15 protein-coding genes are annotated in these 25,016 nt (G+C 55.3%); 7 read left to right on the forward strand and 8 right to left on the reverse strand.

Annotated elements, in window-relative coordinates:
• The first annotated feature begins 173 nt into the window (after positions 1-173).
• The 6 genes from Mal52_RS07415 (at position 174) to Mal52_RS07440 (ending at position 13,165) form a co-directional block, all read left to right on the forward strand.
• The gene (locus tag Mal52_RS07415; protein WP_145375136.1) at positions 174-2,858 is read left to right on the forward strand and encodes an MGH1-like glycoside hydrolase domain-containing protein; all 2,685 of its coding nucleotides are present in this window, start codon (positions 174-176) and stop codon (positions 2,856-2,858) included.
• A 370-nt stretch (positions 2,859-3,228) separates the two neighbouring features.
• Entirely contained in the window at positions 3,229-4,710 is a 1,482-nt protein-coding gene (locus tag Mal52_RS07420; RefSeq protein WP_145375138.1) for a circularly permuted type 2 ATP-grasp protein, read from the forward strand.
• Positions 4,710-5,729: an alpha-E domain-containing protein gene (locus tag Mal52_RS07425; RefSeq protein WP_145375140.1), complete on the forward strand. Its 1,020-nt coding sequence runs from the start codon at positions 4,710-4,712 to the stop codon at positions 5,727-5,729. Before Mal52_RS07420 ends, Mal52_RS07425 begins: the two co-directional genes overlap by 1 nt.
• Positions 5,730-6,279: 550 nt before the next feature.
• A complete protein-coding gene (locus Mal52_RS07430) occupies positions 6,280-9,681 on the forward strand; it encodes a transglutaminase family protein (RefSeq protein ID WP_145375142.1) in 3,402 nt (1,133 codons plus the stop codon).
• 35 nt (positions 9,682-9,716) lie between these two features.
• Positions 9,717-12,284: a circularly permuted type 2 ATP-grasp protein gene (locus tag Mal52_RS07435; RefSeq protein ID WP_145375144.1), complete on the forward strand. Its 2,568-nt coding sequence runs from the start codon at positions 9,717-9,719 to the stop codon at positions 12,282-12,284.
• On the forward strand, positions 12,281-13,165 hold the full coding sequence (locus Mal52_RS07440) for a transglutaminase family protein (RefSeq protein ID WP_145375146.1): 885 nt from the start codon (positions 12,281-12,283) through the stop codon (positions 13,163-13,165). The genes Mal52_RS07435 and Mal52_RS07440 overlap by 4 nt, the downstream gene beginning before the upstream one ends.
• 62 nt (positions 13,166-13,227) lie before the next feature.
• Here Mal52_RS07440 and Mal52_RS07445 read toward each other — a convergent pair whose 3' ends face one another.
• The 8 genes from Mal52_RS07445 to Mal52_RS07480 form a co-directional block, all read right to left on the reverse strand.
• The gene (locus tag Mal52_RS07445; protein WP_145375148.1) at positions 13,228-13,797 is read right to left on the reverse strand and encodes a PTS sugar transporter subunit IIA; all 570 of its coding nucleotides are present in this window, start codon (positions 13,795-13,797) and stop codon (positions 13,228-13,230) included.
• A gap of 304 nt (positions 13,798-14,101) precedes the next feature.
• On the reverse strand, positions 14,102-15,460 hold the full coding sequence (locus tag Mal52_RS07450; RefSeq protein WP_145375150.1) for a sigma-54-dependent transcriptional regulator: 1,359 nt from the start codon (positions 15,458-15,460) through the stop codon (positions 14,102-14,104).
• Positions 15,461-15,489: 29 nt separating this feature from the next.
• Positions 15,490-16,851 carry a two-component system sensor histidine kinase NtrB gene (locus tag Mal52_RS07455; RefSeq protein ID WP_145375151.1) on the reverse strand — a complete coding sequence of 454 codons (1,362 nt, stop codon included), beginning with the start codon at positions 16,849-16,851 and terminating at the stop codon, positions 15,490-15,492.
• 321 nt (positions 16,852-17,172) lie between these two features.
• On the reverse strand, positions 17,173-17,838 hold the full coding sequence (locus Mal52_RS07460) for a carbonic anhydrase (protein WP_145375153.1): 666 nt from the start codon (positions 17,836-17,838) through the stop codon (positions 17,173-17,175).
• A gap of 254 nt (positions 17,839-18,092) precedes the next feature.
• Entirely contained in the window at positions 18,093-18,968 is an 876-nt protein-coding gene (locus Mal52_RS07465; protein WP_145375155.1) for an aldo/keto reductase, read from the reverse strand.
• A gap of 45 nt (positions 18,969-19,013) precedes the next feature.
• A complete protein-coding gene (locus Mal52_RS07470) occupies positions 19,014-20,324 on the reverse strand; it encodes a sulfatase family protein (RefSeq protein WP_197534731.1) in 1,311 nt (436 codons plus the stop codon).
• 90 nt (positions 20,325-20,414) lie between these two features.
• Complete coding sequence (locus tag Mal52_RS07475) at positions 20,415-21,818, reverse strand: sigma-54-dependent transcriptional regulator (RefSeq protein ID WP_145375157.1); 1,404 nt, start codon at positions 21,816-21,818, stop codon at positions 20,415-20,417.
• Positions 21,815-23,263, reverse strand: coding sequence for a sensor histidine kinase (locus Mal52_RS07480; RefSeq protein WP_145375159.1), 1,449 nt, complete (start codon positions 23,261-23,263; stop codon positions 21,815-21,817). Before Mal52_RS07480 ends, Mal52_RS07475 begins: the two co-directional genes overlap by 4 nt.
• Before the next feature lie 398 nt (positions 23,264-23,661).
• Between Mal52_RS07480 and Mal52_RS07485 the strand changes: the two genes are divergently transcribed.
• Positions 23,662-24,678 carry a DUF1559 domain-containing protein gene (locus tag Mal52_RS07485; RefSeq protein ID WP_145375161.1) on the forward strand — a complete coding sequence of 339 codons (1,017 nt, stop codon included), beginning with the start codon at positions 23,662-23,664 and terminating at the stop codon, positions 24,676-24,678.
• Positions 24,679-25,016 lie beyond the last annotated feature (338 nt).

The raw sequence follows: 25,016 nt of genomic DNA on the forward strand, positions 1-25,016 counted from the left end.
CGAATAGCCACCAGCGAGAACAAGGTGGATTGGTCCACAGCTCAGTCGGACGGGAAACTTGGTCTTCCCGAGTCGTTGTCATGCCATTACGATCTTTTTGAGCCTACTCGATTGTACACCCGGCAATACTGTGAGTCGCGTCTGTCGTTTTCGGAAAGTGTCTAGCTAAGCAAATGCCTCAAGCGGAATTGAATCGACTGGCCGCCGAGTCGCGGCGTGAAACCGGTGCGAACTGGAAACGGTGGGGGCCTTATCTCGCAGAACGGCAATGGGGCACCGTCCGCGAAGATTATTCCAGTGACGGCAGACCCTGGCTGCATTTTACCCATGAAGAGGCAGTTTGGCGGGCCTACCGTTGGGGCGAAGATGGGCTACTGGGGATCACCGACCGGCAATGCCGACTCTGCTTTGCCGTCGCACTGTGGAATGGTCAAGATCCGATCCTGAAGGAGCGTCTGTTCGGCTTGACCGGACCGGAGGGGAATCACGGCGAGGACGTCAAAGAGGCTTATTATTACCTCGATTCCACACCGACGCATTCTTACCTCAAAGCACTGTACAAATATCCGCAGGCCGAATATCCCTACCAGCATTTGCGGTCCGAGAATGCGCAGCGCACGCGGCACGATCCGGAATTCGAACTGACCGAAACGGGGATCTTCGACGACGGTCGTTATTTCGATGTGCAGATCGAATATGCCAAAGCGGCCTGCGAAGATATTCTCATTCGGATTCAGATATCGAACCGCGGGCCGGAGGATGCTCCGATTCATCTGCTGCCAACTTGGTGGTATCGCAATACATGGTCCTGGGGACCCACCGATGAACAGCCGAGCGTGAAACCGAGCCTCCGCCAAATCGACGGCAGCAGCCTATTGGCTATGCACGAAACGTTGGGCGAGTTTCAGATTCACGCAGATGCCGGGCCCGATCAGCAACCGCCCGGTTGGATGTTTACGGAAAACGAAACCAATACCTGGCGGATCGATGACCCAGAAAGCCGTCGTCCCTCGTGTAAGGATGCCTTCCACTTGGCCGTTGCTGAGGGCATCGAAGGCGTGGTGAACCCCGAACCAGAGGGCACCAAGGCAGCGGCGCGGTACCATGCGCTGGTCCCGGCAGGCGGATCTGTGGAGTTCCGCTTGCGGATGACAGCGACGAATCAGATTCCTGACCAACCGTTCGGTGAAGAATTTGACCGGACGTTTGAGCAGCGGATAGCCGAAGCCGATTCATTTTCGGCATCACTGGTGGACCCGGGATTGTCCGTCGACGAGCAGCGCGTTTTACGACAAGCCAATGCGGGACTGCTATGGACCAAGCAGTTCTATCATTACGTCATTCCCCGTTGGCTGGATGGAAAGAGCCCGCCGGGTCAGCATACCGGACCGCGGACCGTTCGCCGCAACAGCGATTGGGGGCACCTGTTCAACCGCGACATTATTTCGATGCCGGACAAATGGGAATACCCCTGGTATGCCGCCTGGGATTCTGCGTTCCACATGATTCCGTTCGCCGATTTGGACCCGGATTTCGCCAAGGATCAGGCGATCCTGTTTTTGCGTGAATGGTATATGCACCCTACAGGGCAGATTCCAGCGTACGAATGGAATTTGAGCGACGTCAATCCGCCCGTGCACGCCTGGGCCTGCTGGCGGGTGTATCAGATTACGGCGAGTCTGGGAGACCGGGACCGCATTTTTTTGGAGCGGGTCTTTCAAAAGCTATTGTTGAATTTCACCTGGTGGGTCAACCGCAAGGATGTTCGCGGCAAGCATGTCTTTACTGGCGGATTTCTCGGACTGGATAACATCGGCATCTTTGATCGCTCCAAGCCGTTACCGACGGGCGGACATCTGGAACAGGCCGACGGAACAGCCTGGATGGCCTATTACTGTTCCAGCATGTTGTCGATCGCGTTTGACCTGGCGGACGACAATCCGGCCTACGAGGATATGGCCTCGAAGTTTTTCGAGCATTATGTTTCGATCGCCGAAGCGATGAATTCGCTGGATGGGACAGGGCTGTGGGATGAGACCGACGGGTTTTACTATGACCATTTGCATTTGGATGGTCACAGTATGCCGCTGCGAATTCGTTCGATTGTTGGTTTGATTCCGCTATTGACCGTCGATGTGATTTACGACCGCGTTCTGGATCAGTTGCCGGGATTCCGTAAGCGGATGGACTGGTTTTTGAATCATCGTCCCGATCTCTCGAAATTTATGACCTATATGGAACGGGGCGATCCGAACCAGGATGGCAATGGGTTGCGATTATTGGCAATTCCGACACGGGAACGGTTATCGCGGTTGTTGTGGTATTTGCTCAACGAAGATGAGTTTCTCTCTCCCTACGGAGTGCGGTCGCTCTCGAAATATCATGAGGAGCACCCCTTCGAATACGATTTGAACGGTGAAAAACTGCGAGTGCAGTATTTGTCCGGCGAGTCGGACAGTGGGTTGTTCGGCGGCAATTCCAACTGGCGAGGGCCGGTTTGGTTTCCGTTGAATTATCTTCTCATCGAAGCATTGGAGCGGTATCATCAGTTCTACGGAGAGACATTACGGGTTGAATGTCCTACGCGTTCCGGTCGATATATGAATTTGCGGCAGGTCGCGGATGAGATCCGCAAACGGTTGGCGAAGCTGTTTTTGGCGGATTCAGAAGGGGATCGTCCTTGTTATACGCGGGGGGAGCGTTTCCTGAATGATCCGCATTGGCGTGACTTGGTTCTGTTTTATGAGTACTTCGACGCCGAGACCGGCAAGGGCCTGGGCGCGAGCCATCAGACGGGCTGGACGGCGTTGATTTCCCCGATCCTAAAAACTTTGGCGAGTCGTCGAGAACACGATTAGCAGCTGGCGAGATCACTGGTTGCCTGTATTTCAGTCATGTGTGGTTGATGTGCGCGTTCAGGCTTCGGTTTCGGGCTCTGCGAATGGATGCGAGTGGCCGATCATGGTGCGGTTTCATGGCTTTCGATAGCTGTGCCTTGATGCGTGCTGCCTTTGCGTAAAGTTTGGGCATGTTGAGCGGCGCGTCTTCAGATTCCTTTCAATTGGTGTTCGCTGGTAAACACTACGGAGCGCAGAATTGTCTGAGTTGTATGCAATTCCGTTTTCTGGGCTGTGCACGGCATGTGACTTGCACATGTGAACAATATGGTTGTACGTGCGGAGGTTTTTTGGACCCTAGTATTCGTTGGAAAACTCGAGGATTTCTCAGATGAGGCAAGCTTCCTATCAGTCGAAAGGCGTCTTCGACGAAATGTTTGCTCCCAATGGTCAACCCCGGGCCAGTGGAGCTCAATTCGTAGAACGACTGCAGACGTTGTCGGACGGCAGTTTGCAGCAACGGCAAAAAGCGGCTGAGTTGAGCCTGGAAAACATGGGGATTACTTTCAATGTCTATGGGCATGCCGCCGGGACGGAGAAGGTGTGGCCGTTTGACCTGCTACCACGAATCATCGATGCGACCGAATGGGCGATGGTCGAAAAAGGATTGCAGCAGCGCATTCGCGCGTTGAACTTTTTTGTCAACGATGTCTACAACGAACAGAAGATCTTCAAGGATGGCGTCGTCCCAGACGAACTTGTGCTGTCTTCAAAAACATTGCGGAAGCAATGCCAGGGGTTTCAACCGCCGCAGGGGGTATGGTGTCATATCACCGGTGTCGATCTAATTCGTGATAACGACGGACAGATCTACGTGCTGGAGGATAACTTGCGCTGCCCGTCGGGGGTCTCCTATGTGCTCGAAAATCGCGAAATGATGAAGCGGACGTTCGCGCATGTGTTTCAGGGCATGTCGGTTGCTCCGATCGAAGACTATAGCGAGCAATTGTTGCAGACGTTGTTAGATTGCGCTCCTCCAGGAATCAGCGATCCAATTGCCGTGGTTCTGACGCCGGGGATTTACAACTCGGCCTATTTTGAGCACACATTTCTCGCCCAGCAAATGGGTGTGGAACTCGTGCAAGGCTCGGACTTGGTTGTCGAAAACGGCTATGTGCACATGAACACGACGCGGGGACTACGCCGCGTGGATGTGATTTATCGCCGAATCGACGATGATTTTTTGGATGCCAAGTGTTTTCGCAAAGACTCGACGTTAGGCGTCGATCATTTGATGGACGTGTATCGCGCAGGACGCGTTACGTTGGCCAATGCTCCTGGTACCGGGGTGGCGGACGATAAAGCGGTCTATGCTTACGTGCCTGAAATCATCAAGTACTACTTGGGCGAAGATGCGATTCTGCCGAATGTTCCCACGTTTTTGTGTTCCGTGGAGAAACAGCGTAAGCACGTGCTGGCCAACTTAGACAAATTGGTGGTCAAACCGACGAACGAGTCGGGTGGATATGGGATTCTGATGGGGCCGCAAGCTTCGCAAGCGGAACGCGACAAAACGGCTGAGGCGATTCGCGCAAATCCCCGCGAATGGATCGCTCAACCGATGCTCAAGCTGTCGACCGTCCCCACGTTGGTGGGTGATGAGTTGAAGCCTCGCCATGTTGATTTGCGACCCTTTGTGTTATGCGGCAAGGAAATCTACGTGATGCCCGGCGGACTGACGCGTGTGGCGTTGCGTGAAGGATCCATGGTCGTCAATTCCTCGCAAGGAGGAGGCAGCAAGGATACTTGGGTGCTGCGGAACGGTGATGCCGTACCTCCGCTCCCAGCGATGGATGCCGGAGGAATGTTATAATGCTGAGCCGCGTTGCGAATTCTGTGTATTGGTTGAGTCGTTATATTGAGCGGGCGGAGAACGTCGCCCGTTTTATCGATGTGAATTACAACCTGACTTTGGGGGAGACCGATTCGCTCGGCAACCAGTGGGCGCCGTTGGTCTACACCACCGGTGACCAGGAGCCGTTTGAAAAAAGGTACGGGGCACCGACACGGGAAAACGTGTTGAAGTTTTTGTCGTTCGACGAGGATAACCCGAATTCAATCATCTCCTGTGCGGCCTTTGCCCGAGAAAATGCGCGGACGATTCGCGAGAGCCTGCCGTCCGTGGTTTGGGAACAACTCAACAAATTTTTCTTCATGGTCCGCACGGCCGCCAAGGTCAGTTCGACGTTGGATCAACCTCAGGAATTCTGTGAGCGGGTCCGCTTGGCGAGCCATTTGTTGGTGGGCGCCACCGATGCCACGATGTCTCACGGCGAGGCTTGGCACTTTTTGCGGCTGGGGCGGTTGCTGGAGCGGGCTGACAAGACCTCGCGGATCGTCGACGTGCAGTATTATATTTTGTTACCCGATGCACACGATGTGGGATCGGCGCTCGATGTGGTCCGTTGGTCGGCTTTGTTGAAATCGGCCAGTGCATTGGAAATGTATCGTCGGCAACATGGCAAAATTGTTCCCGAGCGTGTGGCGGATTTTCTGGTGCTGGATCGCCATTTTCCACGCGCCATCCATTTTTGTCTGATGAAAGCGCAGGAGTCGTTGCGGAATATTACCGGGAGTACGTCCGGCACGTTTTGCAATCTGGCCGAACAACGCATGGGACAATTGTGTTCGGCGATGGATTACACCAGCGTGCGGGATATCGTCCAGCACGGGTTGCATCAATATATCGACGACTTTCAAAACCGATTGAATCTGGTAGGCGCTGCAATCAGCGATGATTTTTTTACAACGCACCAGCAACGACAGGCACGCAACGCCGAAGCGTCCGGTCAATCACAGGCACAAACGCAAACACAAACACAATCGAGTTGAGATGATCCAGCGCGTCGGTGCCGTACTCAAGCTTGAAAAAAAATAGCCACAGAGTTCACAGAGGACACAGAGAGAGCGGGCACGGTGGCTGGAGCGGTTGTTGGTTGATTCGATCTGAGGCTGCGTGTGTTGCACGATAGGGAAAGTTTGCGTGATTCGTCGCAAGGGGTTTTTCTGTGGCTAGTACCTGCGTGCGTGAACGATAGTACGAAAACCACACCGCTCGGCAATTGGGTCGCAAACAGAGAAAGTTTAAACCGCAGGAAAAAATATCCACGAAAAAAACGAAAGACACGAAAAGAACTAAGTAATTCTATCTGGGATTTTCTTTTGATTCCTACTTCAGCGGCGTAAGTCCTCGTTGTTTTCTTTGAAGGTTTTCGTGTCTTTCGCGTCTTTCGTGGTTGTATTTTGATGGCGGAAAAAGCCGATTCCGGGGTGTCGTGCCCCACGAAGTACTATCTGAAAATGGATTGCCAGTAGATACAGACGGATCGCATTTGAGAGTATTTGAAACCAGTCGTTGGCATCCGTTGAACGGACAACTGATATGATACGCGTTGCACTGAACCACAAGTCCATTTATGAGTACGACCGCGCTGTCGAGATGAACCCGCACGTCGTACGACTGCGGCCCGCGCCGCATTGCCGTACGCCGATTAACAGCTATTCGCTGCGGGTGCTGCCCGGCAAGCATTTTCTCAATTGGCAACAAGATCCGCACAGCAACCATTTGGCGCGGCTGATCTTCAATGGAGAGACCACGCTGTTCGAGGTGGAAGTCGATCTGGTGGCGGAGATGACGGTTGTTAATCCGTTTGATTTCTTCCTCGAACCGGATGCGGAAATGTTCCCGTTCCAATACGAGGAATCGCTCGCCAAGGATCTACTGCCATTCCTGCACGTTCATCCGGCCGGCCCGGAATTGACGGCGCTGTTTGAGTCGGTCGACATGACACCGACGAAGACGATCGACTTCATTGTCGATTTGAACCGGCGTCTACAACAGATTGTGAGTTACGTCGTGCGGTTGGAACATGGCGTGCAAACGCCAGAGGAAACGTTAGAGTTGGGTAGCGGGTCTTGCCGGGACAGTGCGTGGTTGATGGTTCAACTATTACGGCGATTGGGGTTGGCCGCCCGCTTCGTGTCGGGGTATCTGATTCAGCTCAAGCCGGATGTCGAATCGCTGGATGGTCCCTCGGGCGCGACGGAGGACTTTACGGATCTGCATGCCTGGGCGGAAGTCTATCTACCGGGGGCCGGTTGGATTGGGTTGGATCCCACGTCGGGGTTGTTGGCCGGCGAAGGGCACATTCCGTTGGCGTGTACGCCCGAACCAATCAATGCTGCGCCGATCACGGGAACCATCGGGGAATGCGAAGTTACTTTCCGGCATGAGATGACCGTCACGCGGGTTCACGAAGATCCCCGCGTCACTAAACCGTATACCGAGGCTGAGTGGCAGCGGATCGAAGCGACAGGACATGAGGTCGACGAACTGTTGGAGCAGGGGGATGTGCGGCTGACCATGGGGGGCGAACCGACGTTTGTGTCGATCGACGACATGGATGGCGACGAATGGAAGACCGCCGCTGTCGGGCCGAACAAACGCCGCCTCGCGGGCAATTTGATCAGTCGTCTGCGACAGCGCTATGCTGAGGGTGGGTTGATTCATTACGGACAGGGCAAATGGTATCCCGGCGAACCATTGCCCCGCTGGGCGCTGACTTGCATGTGGAGAACGGATGGCCAACCGCTGTGGGACAATACCGCGCTACTGGCTGATCCGGATCAGGACTATGGGCACACAGTCGAACATGCGGAACAATTTTCTGCGGCGTTGGCAAAACGTCTGGACGTCAATCCCGACCACATTGCACCGGCGTACGAAGATGCCATGTATTACGTCTGGAAAGAGCGGCGACTGGCGGTGAATACCGAAGTGCACAAAGCCGATCTGGAAGACAAAGAGGAACGCGCACGGTTGGCCCGCGTGTTTGGACAGGGACTCACCGCAAAGGTCGGTTGTGTGCTGCCGTTGGTGCATCAATGGTGGAATGCTCAACCGCGCTGGCTGAGCGGGCAGTGGCCCGTCCGTCCCGAGCAGATGTTTTTAGTCCCGGGCGATTCGCCCATGGGCCTGCGTTTGCCGCTGGATTCGTTACCGGTTGAAGGGCCGGGGGATTATGTGTCGGTGCCGGTCGTTCCGTTTGAGCCATCCAAACAGCTTCCCGATTTCGAATTCTTTCGCCAAAACTACTCGGCCCGCCTCAATTCTCAATCGACCCGCGCACGGACGCGCGACCACGCACTTCAGCCGGTCGGACCGGGAGGAGAACTCGCGGATTCCGGTGAGAATCCGTCCGAGGACAATTCGCCGCCCGAGGAGCAGACTCCCCAAAACGACAACACACGCAAAGAATACGAGAGCGGAATTGTCCGCACGGCCATGTGCTTTGAAGTGCGAAACGGGGTTTTGCATGTGTTCATGCCTCCGGTGGACCGTTTGGAAGATTATCTCGATCTGATTACGGCAATCGAACAGACCGCTGACGAACTTGAGATGCCGGTGATCATCGAAGGCTACTTGCCGCCGTCCGATTATCGTTTGCAACACGTGAAGGTCACGCCCGATCCGGGGGTGATCGAGGTGAATGTGCAACCGGCCGAGAATTGGTCGGAGTTGGTTTCCATCGCTTCAGGGATTTACGAGGATGCCCGTTTGTCGCGGTTGGGGACCGAAAAATTTGACGTTGATGGCACGCACACAGGTACGGGAGGCGGCAACCATGTGGTTATGGGGGCGCTGACACCGGCGGACAGTCCATTTTTGCGGCGTCCCGATTTGTTGCGAAGCTTGGTGGCGTATTGGCACAATCATCCTTCGTTGTCGTATCTATTTTCAGGGCGATTTATTGGTCCGACGAGCCAAGCCCCACGAGTGGACGAAGGCCGCGGCGATGCGACATACGAATTACAAATCGCGTTTGAACAGATTCCGGAAAAGGGGCCTTGTCCTCCCTGGTTGGTCGACCGCGTTTTTCGGCATTTGCTGGTGGACCTGACGGGCAATACACACCGCGCTGAGTTTTGCATCGACAAACTGTATTCGCCCGACAGTGCGACGGGACGATTGGGATTGGTGGAGTTTCGCGCCTTTGAGATGCCTCCACACTGGCAAATGAGTCTCACACAGCAGTTGTTGTTGCGGGCATTGGTCGCACGGTTTTGGGAAAAACCTTATCAGGCCAAGTTGATGGACTGGTACCGCTCGATTCATGATCGCTGGATGTTGCCGCATTTCATTCGGCAGGATTTCAACGATGTGATTGAAGAAACCACGAAGGCTGGGATTCCGTTGGATGCGGATTGGTTCGCGCCGCACTTTGAGTTTCGTTTTCCGGTCATCGGTGAAATGGAGCAAATGGGGATTTCGCTGGAGTTGCGGACCGCTGTGGAACCGTGGTATGTGCTGGGCGAAGAACCAGCCGGTGGCGCTACGGCTCGCTACGTCGATTCGTCCGTGCAGCGACTACAAGTCAAGGCGCGGGGCATGTTCGATGCGCGTCACGTGATCACTTGCAACGGTCGCAAGGTGCCTTTGCATCCCACCGGCACGGCGGGCGAATTTGTTGCTGGAGTACGGTATCGGGCTTGGCAACCGCCAAATTGCCTGCATCCCACAATTCCTGTGGATGAGCCGTTGGTGTTTGATGTGTTGGATACTTGGCTGGGCCGCTCGGTGGGCGGGTGCAAGTATCACGTGGGGCATCCCGGCGGTCGGAATCCGGACGATTTCCCCGTCAATGCCTATGAAGCGGAGGGCCGCCGTGCTTCTCGGTTCTTTAAGATGGGGCATACTGGCGGAGCAACGACGATTCCAGACGACGAGCAGAACGAAGTGTTTCCGTTTACGCTTGACCTTCGCCGAAATCGCGTCAAAGTATAGGCTTCCGATTTTTTTTGAGTAGCGAATCGGGCGTCATGGTACAACTTCAGGAACCGAACGACATCGTGCCCACATCCCCTCTGTCCGTGAACGGTCTAATTCAAAATTACGCGCCGCCTGCCGGGGTTTATGATGAATTTATTGCCGCCGATGGAACTCCCCGCGCACACACCCGTGGCTTTTTGGATTCCATCAACGGGATCGGCCGCGAAGAGTTTGCGCGGCGATGGCAGCAAGCGCAGCGAACGGTGCAGGCCAACGACTTTGCATTTGGCGGCTACGCCACACCCGAAGACAAGTTGCGTCCGTGGGAGCTGGATGCGATTCCGCTCATGATATCCGCAGCGGAATGGGATAAGGTCTCCGCGGCGCTGACGCAACGCGCCCGGTTGTTGAATCTGGTGCTGCAGGATTTGTATGGTGAGCAAACACTGGTCAAGCAAGGGTTATTGCCACCGGAATTGTTGTACGCGCATCCGGGATTTTTGCGTCCGTATCACGGACAATTGGATCCCTCTCGTCACATGCTCCACTTCTACGCGGCCGATTTGGCGCGTTCGCCCAACGGGGAATGGTGGATTCTGGCGGATCGGACGGAAGCTCCTTCGGGGCTGGGATATGCCTTGGAGAACCGGATTGTCGTCTCGCGGATGCTGCCGGACATTTTTCATCGCTGTCAGGTCGAGCGTTTGGCGCCATTTTTTATCGCGGCCCAGGAGACGTTGCACGGTCTTGCTCCGCAACATACGGAAAACCCGCGGGTAGTGTTGTTGAGCCATGGGCCGACGAGCCTGAACTATTTCGAAGATTCCTATCTGGCACGCTATCTGGAGTACACCCTGGTTGAAGGGGGGGATCTTGCCGTACGCAACGACCAAGTCATGCTCAAGACTTTGGGCGGATTGCTGCCGGTCGATGTGATCCTGCGGCGGCAGAACAGCAGTGACTGTGATCCGTTGGAGCTGGGTTCGAAATCGGGACTGGGAATTGCCGGGCTACGACAATCGACGCGAAACGGCGCGGTGGGCGTAGCTAATGCATTGGGGAGCGGTCTGGTCGAATCGGTGGCGTTTATGGCGTTCATGCCGCGCTTGTGCCAGTTGTTGCTCGGCGAGAAACTGTTGATTCCCGGGGTGGCATCCTGGTGGTGCGGACAACCAGATGGGTTGGCGCACGTGCTCAAGAACTTGGACAACCTGATCATTCAACCGGCGTTTCGCAATCGCGGAAAAGATGGCCCCACGCGCGAGGCATTGGCGCAAATGTCATCGACGGAGTTAGCAAACACCATCAAAGCCAATCCGGTGCAATTTGCCGCTCAGGAGAAAGTGGCCCGTTCTACAGTTCCCATCTGGAGACGTGATCTGAATCCGGCCTATTTGGCGTTGCGGAGCTATCTGGTAACCGATGGCGAAAAATATACCGTTATGCAAGGGGCATTAGCCCGCACCTCCTCAGCGCTCGATCCACTCGAACTGTCGGTTCGCAAGGGAGAAGGTAGCAAGGATGTGTGGATCTTAGCTGACGGACCGGTCGATCAGGTGACCCTGTTGGAAGAGCCGGGCCGGGCCATTACGCTGCGGCGCAGCGGAGCCGAACTTCCCAGTCGAACGGCCGACAACTTTTTTTGGCTGGGACGTCAAATGGAACGCGCCGAGGCAACAGCGCGGCTGTTACGCTCCGCGGCAAGCCGACTCAGCGGCGAAACGCGGTCGACCAGCGATGTGGAAGTCCCGGTGCTGCTGAGATGTCTGGCGGACCAGGGGCAAATCGAACCAGGCTATGCGATCAACAAAATGCGCGGCCAACTGCCGGCGATTGAATACGATTTGCCCACGGCGGTCTTCGATTCCTCACAGCCCTCGTGCTTGCGTTCGATCTTGGACGAAGTCTATCGGTTGGGGGCCATCGTGCGCGATCGCATTTCATTGGACACATGGCGAATTATTCATGGCATCGACGAAGATTTTCGCCCGGCCGAACATGGGACGACGACCCTGTCGGACTTGCTGGCGATGACCGACGAGTTGATTGCCAAGTTCTCTGCGTTTAGCGGAGTGATTATGGAGAGTATGACGCGCACGCAAGCGTTTCATTTCCTGGAACTGGGACGGCGGCTGGAGCGTTCGTTACAAATCATAAGCTTGGTGAAAAACTGTTTCATCCCCATGCCGGAATTTCCCGGACCGATATTTGGGACGGTTTTGGAAGTTGCCGACAGCCTGATGACATATCGCGCGCGCTATCTGGCGAATCGGCAATTGGCGGCAGTTCTCGATCTGGTGCTCACAGATGAAACGAATCCGCGTGCGCTGGCGTTTCAGTTTGTGCAGTTGGTTGAACATGTGGAACAGTTGCCGCGCGACCAAACCTCACCCGATTACGCAGCCGAACAACGGCTGGCCATGTCATTGCTGCATTCCGTCCGCCTCATGGATATTCAGGCCATCGCCGAAGTTCATGCGTTGGGTGATCATGAACCGTTGGAACGACTGACGGCCGAATGGGAGTCCCAATTACCAAAACTTGCTGAAGCGATTTCGCATCGGTACCTCGTTCATGCAGCCCCATCTCACCAGCTTGCTGATATTAGCCCGCAGTGAATTATCACATCACCCACACCACGAAATATATGTACTCCGAAGCGGTCCCGGTGTGCCATAATTTGGTGCATCTCGCTCCGCGGACGTTGCCCAATCAAGTCCCTGATGAATTCCGACTACTGATTCATCCCGAGCCGTACTCGGTCAGTTATGGCAAGGATTACTTCGGCAACGACGTCTCCTATTTTTCGATTTATCAAACCCACCGCGGTCTCACCGTGACAGCGACGAGCGATGTGGCGGTTTCCGCCGCCCCGGAAGTTGTCCCGGACGATACCGCACCTTGGGAACAGGTGGCAGCGCAATTGAAAACGGATCGCGCGGTCGAAGTGCTCGATGCGTATCAGTATGTCTTTGACTCGTCGAGCATTCAGCGATTCCCAGAATTAGCGGAGTACGTCAAACCGTCGTTTCCCGCAGGGCGACCGATTTTGGCGGGTGTGATCGACTTAACCGCACGGATCTACAACGACTTCACCTATGATCCCCGGGCGACGACAGTCCACACGCCGATTCGGGAAGTTTTTGAACAACGCCATGGTGTTTGCCAGGACTTTGCCCATTTGCAAATCGGCTGTCTGCGCTCGATTGGGTTAGCTGCACGCTATGTGAGCGGCTATTTGAGAACCGAGCCGCCACCGGGGAAACCGCGACTGGTGGGCTCGGATGCGTCGCATGCTTGGCTAGCGGTGTACTGTGGAGAGGCCGGTTGGGTCGGCATCGATCCCACGAACAATGTCTTGGCCTCGACCGACCACATCACCATTGGATGGGGGCGTGAATACAACGACGTCTGTCCGATTCAAGGCATTATTATTGGCGGCGGCGAGCACCGCATGAGCGTCGAAGTCGATGTTGTTCCGCCCGAGGTGACGAGCTAATCTTGCTTCAGACAGCGTCTGTCACCCACACTGCAGCGCGGTGTACGAACGCAACGAACGAGTCAGTCTTCCCCGACCAATGCGCGAGATTGCTCGTCGAGATCAGTCAGATATTCGTAAACGTCGCTGGGGCGAATTTGATGATGCAGTTGCATGTTCACGGCTTTGTTCTGCATTAATGCGACCAAACGGCTCAGGAGAGTGATGTGCTGCTCCCGTCCGTCGCGCGGTGAGAGTGTCAGAAACACCAATTTGGTTAGCCCGCTGTCTAGCGCACTAAAGTTGATGCCGTCGGGGGCAACTCCAATGGCTCCGACAAAGTTTGTGACGTTTTGGGTGCGCAAATGAGGAAAGGCAAGTCCCTTGCCGATAGCGGATGTACCGTGCCGCTCCCGTTCCAAGAGTCCGTTGATGATCTCTTCAGCGTGGACGCGTTCGACTCGTTCTTCACAGACTAAGGTCTGAACCAGTCTGCTGATCACCGACGATTTCCCCGATGCTGAGCGAATCATCTCAATACAATTCGGTCGAAAAACACTGGTGAGATCCAAGTGAGGCGCAGCGGGCTTTTTTTCTGAAGGCGAGCCGACCGGGATGGCTCCGCTGTTTGGCATAGCGCTGGCACTGTTCATCGAACGTATCCCCCCCAGAATAGAAAGCTTGCGAATGGTGATACTGCGTTGAAGACGCAATCGACGTGCCAAAGTCGTCGCGAAAGTTGGGTGAGGGAATTTGTTGATGTTTCTCGCTGGAATACTTGAGTTCCTTACTAGAACGGGGCTTAAACATCGCAGTGGTTTGCAGTCCTGTGCAAGACTTTGCACGCAGTGAACCGTTAAGCAGTACTTGGACAGGGTGACCTATGCGACATTCTTCACTGAGAGACGCCGCCGCATTCTATGGGATTGGCAAGCGGCCAATGCGTGTGGAGTTGCCTCAATGCAGGCCGTAACGGCTCATTTTATAATGCAGCGTCCGCACACTGACTCCGAGTGCTTTTGCGGTTTGTTCGCGGTGGCAGTCGGAGGCAGCCAAGGCGGCTTGAATGGCATCTTTTTCGGCATCTTCGGCGACTTCCGTCAGCGAGCGGATTCGCGCCGGGGCGGTTGTGGAGGTGTGGCGAATCTCTTGTGGCAGATCCTCGACACCGATCACATCCCCCTGCACGGTCACAACCAAGCGTTCCATGACGTTGCGAAGTTGCCGTACGTTGCCGGGCCAGCGCGCAGCTGTCAACTGATGCATGGCTTCGTCCTGGAGTTGCTTGGGAGGACGATTGTGCCGTTGGCAAAAGTGCGTTAGGAAATGTTCGATCAACAGAGGAATGTCGTCGCGCCGCTGTCGCAAAACCGGGACGTGGATGGGGACGATATTCAACCGGTAAAACAGGTCATCCCGAAATGTGCCGTCGTCGATCAGCACCTGAATGTCTTTGTTCGTGGCTGAGATAATCCGCGCGTCGGAAGAGAGTAGTTCTTCACCACCGACACGATTGAAATGTCCCGACTCGAGGACGCGGAGCAGGTCGACTTGGCTTTTGGGCGGGATCTCCGTGATTTCATCAAGAAAAAGTGTGCCACTACGGGAGCGCTCAAAACAACCCGGTTTTTGTCGAGCAGCGCCGGTGAAGGCCCCTTTTTCGTGGCCAAAGAGTTCACTTTCCAGCAAGGTTTCCGGCAGAGCACCCAGGTTAATGGCGACAAATGGACCATTGCGGCGGTCGCTCAAATCATGCAGGGCGCGTGCGATCAGTTCCTTACCGGTGCCGCTTTCTCCTTGGATTAGCACTGTGGCATCGGTGTCGGCCACTTGGCGAATTTGATGAAAGACATCCTGCATCGCCGAACAATTTCCGATAATGCCGGAGATCTCACCCGCATCGGCTAGGCGGTCTCGGAGTTCGCGATTTTCCACTTGCAAGCGATGATGGTCGAATGCTCGATTGACCTGTTGGCGAATGAGGTTCAAATCGACCGGCTTGGAGATAAAATCAAACGCGCCGCGTCGCATTGCGTCCACTGCGGTTTCCACTGTGCCGTGCGCTGTGATCACAATCACCGTTGTTTCGGGCTTGCGCTCCAAGAGCAACGAGACGAGGTCCAGACCATCGCGATCACCTGGCAAGCGGACGTCGGCGATGACGAGGCGGAAATCTCCTTCATCAAACAGTTCCAGCGCCTGGTGGACGTCACGAGCAGTGGCAATGACATCCGCCTCTTTCATGAGGCCTTTGGCCAAACCGGATCGAATGTTTGGTTCGTCATCGACAATTAAAATATTGAATCCGTCGTGCATAGCGGCGTGTAATTCCGTCAATAAAAACCTTAACCCAACGGAAGCGTCATCGTGAAGGTGGTTCCTTCATCGGAACAGCGAAAATCGAGGCTGCCGCGGTGTTGGCGGATGATTTTGTCACACAACGCAAGTCCCATGCCAGTGCCTTCACTTTTGGTCGTGAAATACGGGTCAAAGATGCGGTCGCGGAGGTTCTGCGGGATGCCGGTCCCAGTATCGACGACTTCGATTTGAATCGCACTGCCGGTCGGGGTCTCAACAACTGAGGGGCGGATCGTCAATACCCCGCCTTCGGTCATGTTTTCCATGGCATTGACGAGTAGGTTGAGCAGTACCTGTTCTAGGCGTACGCGATCCGCTTGAATCGAGGGCAAGGTTGTCTCGGGAATTTCGGTGCGGAAAGCGATATTTTGCATGTCTGCGCGCGGCGCAATCAATTTGACTTGGCGATCAATCAATTTCGCGATTTCTACTTGAGAATGATTCAATTGTCCCAGCGACGCGTAGTCGCGAAAGCTTTCGAGAACTCCTCCGACACGCGTCATTTCAGTTTTGATAACGCCCAGCATTTCATGGACTTCATCCAACGTCTCGTGTCCCTCCAACTCCTCTTCCATCAATTGAACGTGCAGCGACAACGCTGCCAATGGGTTTTTGATTTCATGATGCAATCCGGCTGCGAGTGACCCAAGGCCGATGTAGCGCTCCATGCGGCGCAAGCTTTCCTCAACCAGCACGCGTTCCGTGACATCGCTGATTTGGACGACGTTTCCAATATCCTCGTTTACCCGATTTCGCAGCGGATGACAAAACGCGCGCAAGGAACGCGTTCCGCCGGTTTTGGTCACGGGAAAGTCGCGGACCAAGGGCAATGTTTCAGCAGCCCGAGATTCCTGCCGGAACTCCTCCAGCGGAATTCGCTCATCCAGCTGTCGCAACGGTCTGCCGATTTGGTCCTCATGCAGTGAGAACATCTCAATGCCGCAACGATTGATCCCGGTGACGTGACCGGTCGGATCTGTGGTGATGATCGCCTGATCGATACTGCCCAAAACGTCGTCGGCCAGGACCATGATATTTCGCAGCGATTCTTGCGAGGAGCGGTAAGCCCGCCACAGTAACACGACCGCAATTCCAGTCACAATCAGATTCAGGACGACGAGGATTGTCAGGCGGAATTGCCAGCGAAGTTCACCGGCGAGTTCTTCGGCAGAAGTCTCCGCGGCGCCAGCGGGCAAGAGTTGGATCAGATTTTGAACAATCTCTTGTTCCCGCAGAAAATCGACCATGACCCAGATGGTGACAGCCAAAGACACCACACTCAGCGTCAATAATCCGGCAATCGCCAGCCGGTAGGTACTATCGTTCTCTGTGGATTGGACTTGGAACATCGAGACTCATTGACCGGTTTGGGGGCCGGAATAGATAACGACCTGGAGGAAAAGAGACGCGATTCGATCGATTGTGGGCAGCAGACGCCCCAGGCCGATCCACGAATGTGCGTCGCCTGTCGCAATCGATCATACTGAGATTGCGATGTCGAGCCAATTACTCACTGCCGTTTTGTCTCGAGGGCCAAACCTGCCCAATCAACGGAGAATCTGGACGGATTATTGACAAGTCGTTTCAAAACCCTCCGGCGCGTCTCACTGACACTGGTCTGAACGATTCGAGAACAAGCACAACCTGTTTCTGAAACTGGTTTTAGGCCCTCAAATAGCCGGGAGCGACAAGTCGGATTGGGTTTGAGGCCGTTCCACATCTTCAACCGGCAGAAACTGAGTCTTGTCAGGGTCAAATGCGAAGACATCACCCGTCTCAAACTTATAGACCCAACCGTGCAGTTTTAGGTCGTTGCGACTCAATGCGGCTGCCACGGTGGGATGCGTGCGCAGGTTTTCGAGTTGGACGAGTACGTTTTCTTCGACTGTCAGTGTCAGGCGTTTTTCTGGGTCGGAGATATGAGTGTAGTTTTCCTCAACGATACGGCGTGTTGCTTCGGCGTGATCCAAATAGGCCTTCACGGCCGGCATTTTTTCGATGCTCGCTTGATCCAACAGTCCACTCATGGCTCCGCAGTGAGAGTGTCCGCAGATAATGATGTCCTTCACCTTCAGGGCACTCACCGCGTATTCAATCGTCGCTGCTTCTCCCCCCATGACAGCGCCGTAGGGGGGCACGATGTTGCCCGCCGTTCGTTGGATAAAGAGTTCCCCCGGTTTCGTTTGCGTGAGCCAATTGGGGTCGATGCGGGAGTCGGAGCAGGTGATGAATAACGCCAGCGGTGTCTGTCCATCGACGAGCGTTTCAAACAGCCGTTGGTTTTGGCTGAATAGATTTCGTTGGAAACGATGAATGCCTTCGATCAATTTTTGCATGTGTGTCTCCCATTGGAATTGGCTTCCCTACCGGCTCTTTTTGTGCAGAAAGTTGCATGCTTCCTGCAAATAATTGCACCCATTTTAGGGTGGACAGATCTTCACCCGTACTTTGGAGTATAACAGATGGACAGCGTCAAAGCAGGGGGGGACGGTCGTTTGGCAGTCAGTCTAATCCTCGGCAAACCCCATCGAATGCCGTTTCGGCGCGATATTGGATCCCGAAAATCCCGCTTTTTTGCTCTGAGCTGGCCCTACGACTCAACTGGCAGGGCGTTCAGGGCTTGGTCTACGTGCGACTGGTTCCGGGCGCCGATGAGGACGGAGGTCACGTCCGGACGGCTGAATGTCCAGGAGAGCGCCAGTTCAATCATGCTGCGACCGGTCCGTTCGGACTCAGCCCGCAATTCGTCCAATACACTGAACCCACGGTCAGTGAAGTAAATGGGTTGATGGCCGGGAATCACGTCGAAGCGGGTTCCGGCGGGGACCTCACCGTCGCGGCTGTATTTGCCGGTGAGAAATCCAGCGGCCAACGGGCTGTAGCTGATCACACCGATCTGTTGTTCGGCACACAACGGCAGCAGGTCGGCTTCGATATCGCGTTGCACGAGATTGTAGGGCGGCTGCACCGATTCCATCCGCGCTCCGCCGGATGCTTGGGTGATTTCCAAAGCGTCGCGTAATTGTGTAGCCGTCCAATTGCTGCAACCGATATAGCGCACCTTGCCTTGATCGACTAATGCGGACAACGCTGCCAGTGTCTCTTCCAGCGGCGTCTCGTTGTCCCAGCTGTGCAACTGAAACAGGTCAATGCAGTCGGTCTGCAACCGTTGCAGGCTCTCTTCGGCAGAGGAGAGGACCCGTTGCCGAGTGAGCGTGCCGGAGACCTTCGTGGCTAAGACGATTTTGTCGCGCACGCCACGGTCGGCGATCCATTCACCAAGGACCGTTTCCGAGGCGCCGGCGGCGTATGCTTCGGCCGTGTCGTAGAGAGTGATTCCCTGCTCATAGGCATGGTCCAGAATCGTGAATGAGGTCTCTCGGTCAATCTCGCGACCGAATGTCACGCAGCCCATTCCGATGGTGCTGACCTTCAAATCCGTGTTGCCGAGCGCTCGATATTGCACGTCGCGTTCCTTCGTTCTGGCAGAAAAATAGTGTTGATTGGGATGTCAGCGGTCGAATTGGAGTAACGATTGCCCTTCGCTGGGCATCGACTGCAGTGCGGCGGCCAGTTTTTGTTTGGCAACAGCGGCAGCGCTGCCCGCCTCGACTTGTTGTAAGGGCGATTTCTCAAGCACGTCATTCGCGACGTCATAAAACCGGCCATCGCCGTACAGTTTCCAGCGCTGGTCGCGGACGAAGCGGCTCGGCTTTGTTCTTTCCGGTCGCGAACAATAGTAGCAATAAATCCATTCGCGCGGCGTTCCAGTTTGTCCCTGCAATTGCGGCCAAAAACTACGACCATCCAGTCCGTCGGGAACGGGTGCTCCAGCCGCTTGTAATGTGGTGGGGAGCATATCGGAAAAATCGACCAGATCCTCACACACACGTCCCGCTGGGACGGTTCCGGGCTGCAGTGCGACCAGCGCCACGCGTGTCCCGGCGTCGGTCATCAGTCCCTTGCCTCCTTGGATCTCGCGACCGTTGAGCTGAGACGTGATTTTTTTGTTCGTTCCATTGTCGCCGACAAAAAGAATCAACGTCCGCTCAGCGATACCCAACTCCTCTGTCGTGGTGACAATCCGCCCAACGAGTTTGTCCATATAGGCGACCATGTCTTCGAAGTTCCGCTGCTTCTGTTTTTTATTGGCTGACTGGCTGTCGGGCGTCGGCACAAACGGGTTGTGCACGAGAATCATCGGGTAATACACCAAGAACGGTTCGTCCTTTGAGCGTTTCATAAAATCAATCAGATAGTCGCAAGCCACCTCTGGCCCGTAGTGGCTTTTGTCGAATTGGCGGTTCTTGCCATCGATCTGTAACAAGGGGGCTTTGTGCCGCTCCCCGAGACGATCGACTTGCCACAAACAGAAGTTCTCGAAACCCGCATCACCAGGTAGCGTCCCTTTGCCGCGGAAGCGCGGTTTGTAGTGCTCCGCGCCGTACAACTGCCATTTGCCGGCCACGGCTGTCCGAAATCCTGCGTCACCGAAGTAATCACCGATTGTTTTTTGACTTTTGTTGAGCACCGAGAACGCCGAATAGTTGCGGGCGTTGGAGAGGCCCGTCATCAGTTTGACACGACTGGGGGTGCAGAGCGGTTGTGAATAGCAATGCGTAAACCGCATCCCCTCTGCGGCCATTGCATCGATATTTGGGGTGCTGTACTGCCGGCTGCCGTAACAGCCAAAGCATTCGTAACCAATGTCGTCGGCCATGATCAGAATCACATTGGTCCGCGGCGTCTGCTCAGCAGCTCCGGCAACCGAGGCCAAAATGGTGGCCACAATCAGGCAAGCCATGCTGGGGGCGATTCGCATCGTCGATCCCTTTCACTCACAACGGGAGGTACAAAAGTGTCCGTCTGGACTTAGCATACCCAGAGAACCAACATGATTGAAGGAGGGCGACTACGGCGCCTCGATACGATGCTGGGAGAGTTTTTGTCGCAACGTCGTGCGGTGCATCCCTAACCAGCGAGCTGCGTGTGAGCGGTTCTGCGAACAGCGCGCGATCACCTCAGCAAGCAACGGGGGTTCGACGAGGTTGAGGAATCGTTCGTATAAGTCGCCCTCGTCGGACTCATTCTCCATCTGGTCAGTCAGCCAGGCCGCCATCAAGCCACGCAATCGGTCATCGGTCGACATCGTTTCAGCGTGTGTGGGATTCGCCGGCGGTGGTAAGTGTTCTGGAGCGATGGTCTCACTGCGAGCAACAATCGAGGCATGCTCGAGGGCGTTTCGCAATTCGCGGACATTTCCATGCCAAGGTCGCGCACAGAGTTCCCGCATCGTCTCCTCACTCAGCCGCAGGTTTGGCACACCGTTGCTGAACTTCCTGAGAAACGATTCTGCAAGGAGTGGAATATCGGTCGTCCGTTGGCGAAGCGGCGGGATTTCAATATGAAATACGCTCAAGCGGTAAAACAGGTCTTCGCGAAATTCTCCGGAGGAAACCATCTTCTGCAACGGACGGTTGGTCGCGGCCACGATGCGAAAATTTGCGGCGTGCGGCGAAGCGTCTCCGACCGGTGTGACTTCCCTGCGTTCGATGGCCCGCAATAGTTTGACTTGCAGGGGAAGGTGAATATCGCCAATTTCATCGAGGAAAACAGTCCCGGCATCGGCGATTTCTAGGAGTCCTTTGCGGTCCGTTTCTGCCCCGGTAAATGCTCCGCGGACATGTCCAAAAAGTTCACTCTCAATGACGTTGGAACTCAGCGCGGGGACACAGACCGGCAGTAATGGCCCGTTTGCCCGGCGGCTGTGCCGGTGGATGGCGGTGGCAACGAGATCTTTCCCGGTTCCGCTTTCCCCGGTGATCAGTACTGGCGTGTCGCGCGGCGCCACCAGCGCAATCTGCTTGAAGATATTCTGCATGACGGGCGACTTGCCGATCAGCAGATCCTCATTGTCCTCGGTTGGCAATTCAGGTTGTGTCGCCGAGGCGGCATCTGTTCCTTCCGTGGCGCGCAGCAGAACCTGAATGGCGTCTTCAAGCTCGAACGGTTTGGGGAGATAGTCGAATGCGCCCGCTTCGACCGCTCGTACGGCGATATCCAGACTTCCAAATGCGGTCATCACGATGATCGGCACATGGCCAAGGCGGTCGCGGAGATGTTTGATCGCCGTCAACCCATCCATCCCCGGCAATCGTACATCCAGCATCACCGCATCGGGAGCCTCCTCTTCGATCCGGGCCAAGGCTTCCTCGGCTGAGGGCGCCACGCTGACCTGATGGCCTTCATCCGTGAGCAACTCCCGGAACCCCCAACAGATGCTCGGCTCGTCATCAACAATCAAGACATGACTCATGGGGAATTCACTCCTTGCCGCAATGGTGTCGGCGTATTCAAGCGGGGCGATGCGGCTAATTCGTGGGCGGGGGTGTCGTCGTGGGCGAGGACTGGTATGGAGAACGTAAAGACCGTGCGGTTTTCATCCCGCCGCCAGGAGAGCGTTCCCCCATTGGCGGTCGCAGCCATCTCAGCGAGGAACAACCCCAGTCCAACCCCTTCAGGTTTGCTGCTAACAAAAGGCTCTAAAATACGATCCTGCATGGCATCCGGCGGACCCGGGCCGTTGTCGGAGACTGAAATCTCTAGTATGCCGTCGTTGCAACATGCCGATAACCACAACGATCCGCCAACCCCCGCCGCTTCAATGCCGTTGAGCAACAGGTTCAATATGGCCGCCTTAATGTCCGCTCCCGACGGGACGCTGAGACTGTCGTCCTGCAAGGTATCCGTGCGCTGAAAGTCGATTTGTGTGTGTCGGCAGACCGGATCAATCAGTGCGCTGACTTCATCGAGTAGCGGAGCAACTTCGGCGGGAGGGATTTTTTCAACACGGTCTTTGCCCAGCGCCAACAGGCCTCTCAACTGCTCTTCGGTCAGCGTCAATTGTTGCAATGCCACATTAAGGCTTTCGTCGTCGCCTTCATTGGGGAAGCGGCGTTGATGCAATTGGATCGCCATACGAGCGCCCGTAACGGCGTTGCGCAATTGGTGCGCCAAACCGCCGGCCAATTGCGCCAACAACCGCAATCGCTCAGTTCGCGAAAATTGATCGCGCAGTGTCGAGAGTTGGTCCGAAAGACAATTGGCCGACAAGAGAAGATCTCGGATTTCATCATCGAGCTTGCCAACTTTCGCGTGATCAAAATGTCCGTCGGCCAGCTTAGCAAACAGTCCGCGTACGGCCTGAATCCGTCGATCCAAGCGACGCGATAACATCATCGAGATGAGGCTCATGAGAAAAATGGTCACTCCGCAGACCAACAGAGGGGCCCAGATGGCATCGCGTTGAATTTGCAGCCAGTCCGCCTCGGGATAGAGGACGTACAACGAAGATGCATTTCCCATCCGCGCCGGTTTGACGTGCGCGACGAAATACCGAATACCGCCAATATCGACGGAAGGATAATCAGTCAGCGTTTCGATCGTGGCCAATTCCGGAGTGCGACTGCGGATGGCAGCGGGATCTACGGGATGGGTGAGCGTGGTGGCCAAAATTCGATCCTGCGGATCAATCGCCAGGAAATGAGACCCTGACAAGCCGCGCATTTTTTCCACAACACTTTTTGTATAGGGGAATGTTGACTGGCCGAGTGTTTCCACCACATTGCGAATTCCCCGCAAGGATTCCGCGCGGCTGCGACGGGCATCAAGGTAGGCGGTCGCCAGCGCGGTCGTGGTTACGGCAACAACCAGGGTCGCTGCGTAGGGGACCAAAATCTGGTTGCGAATGGGCCAACGCATGCGTTGCCCTCCTATACACGTCACTCGAGCAGTTTCATTGATGTCCTTACCATCATACACTCAACCTGTAGAAGATGCACACCGGGCAGGGGGCCGGAAAGTGAAACGGTGCTGTCGCAATAATGTCCGCCCGTGTCGAAAAAATGTTCAGCAGTGTTGAGCGAATTGCCAAGCCAAAACGGCTTAGCCCCCGGGAAATTCAAGTTTTCTCGCCGTTCGTGCCCTGAACATTGGCACGGCATGAGAATTGCATCTTCTCGTGATCTAGCGCGTGGCGAACTTCGTCTGCGCGAGTTGAAAGACGCTACTCGACTCCCTGGCGCTCGCGGAGTCTTGTTGACTAGATGGAATCACCTTTAGAGCTCGACAACCAGAAAACAGGAAGAAAGTCGCTCACTATGCAAAAATCCGTACACCGTCGTCAGCACGGCTTTACACTCATTGAGTTGCTGGTGGTGATTGCCATCATCGCCATTCTGATCGCCTTATTATTGCCGGCAGTGCAACAGGCGCGCGAGGCGGCGCGGCGGACGCAGTGCAAAAATAACCTCAAGCAGATCGGGCTGGCGATACATAATTATATGGATGTCGCGACCGTCTTGCCCCCCAGTGCCTGCATCAATCCCGATATCACGGCGACCGGGAACAACGGTTCATGGGGCGTGCATGGGCGGATTCTGCCCTTTTTGGATCAAGGCAATCTGTACAACTCAGTCGACCTGACCGAAGCCTGGGACTTTCAAGCCGCCATCGATGGTTTGAAGATTCCGACTTATGTTTGTCCGACCGATCCCCAAGGAGATAACGCCCGCGATCCTGGCAGCGGAAAAGTGACTTTGTATCCGACCTCTTATGCATTTAACTTTGGGACTTGGTTTGTGTTTGATCCGGTGACCGGCCGTGGCGGCGATGGCGCGTTCTATCCCAATGCCCGTTTGCGGTTTTCCTCATTCACCGATGGAACCAGCAACACGCTTTTGACTGCTGAGGTCAAAGTTTGGCAGCCTTATCGCCGCAATGGAGGACCGCCGGTCACGACCATTCCCGACAACGTCACCGATGCCGAAGCGGCAATTGCCAGCGGCGCCCAATTCAAAAACACCGGCCATACCGAATGGCCCGACGGCCGCGTCCATCACCATGGTTTCACGACGGCCATGACGCCCAATACGGTCGTCAATTGCACCGACGGCACGGACACCTTTGACTGTGACTACAACTCGTGGCAGGAAGGGAAAGACGGCGTTGCTGGAAATCCCAGCTATGCCATCATCACATCGCGGAGCCACCATACTGGAATGGTGAATGTTGTCTTGGCCGATGGTTCCACACGCTCGATTTCAGAAAATATCGACCGCTCCATCTGGAGAGGTCTTAGCACGCGATCCGGTAGCGAAATCCTCGGCGAGTTTTAGTGCGACAACGCTACATGAAGTATTTGGTGATCTCAATTTGGAGTGCCACTGGCGTCTCGTCCGCCAGTGCGTACTCGAACCGACTGTCCCAGGGACAGGGAAACCCCATCTGACACCGGCACTGGCGGGCAAGCCGCCAGTGGCACCCAATGCTGTGAGTCTCGTTTACGAGACTTGTCCCGCTGCAAGCGGGTATTAGGCCCGCCGTTTACGGCGGGTTCTGGGGAATTGATCTCCCAGGCATTTCAATCCTCGTTTACGGGGATTCCCGATGTGACGGCTTCAGCCATCATCGCATGTTTCCAAGCCTTGGCAGCGAGAAGCCTCGTAAACGAGGC

Source organism: Symmachiella dynata (assembly GCF_007747995.1).
GTDB classification, from domain to species: Bacteria; Planctomycetota; Planctomycetia; order Planctomycetales; family Planctomycetaceae; genus Symmachiella; species Symmachiella dynata.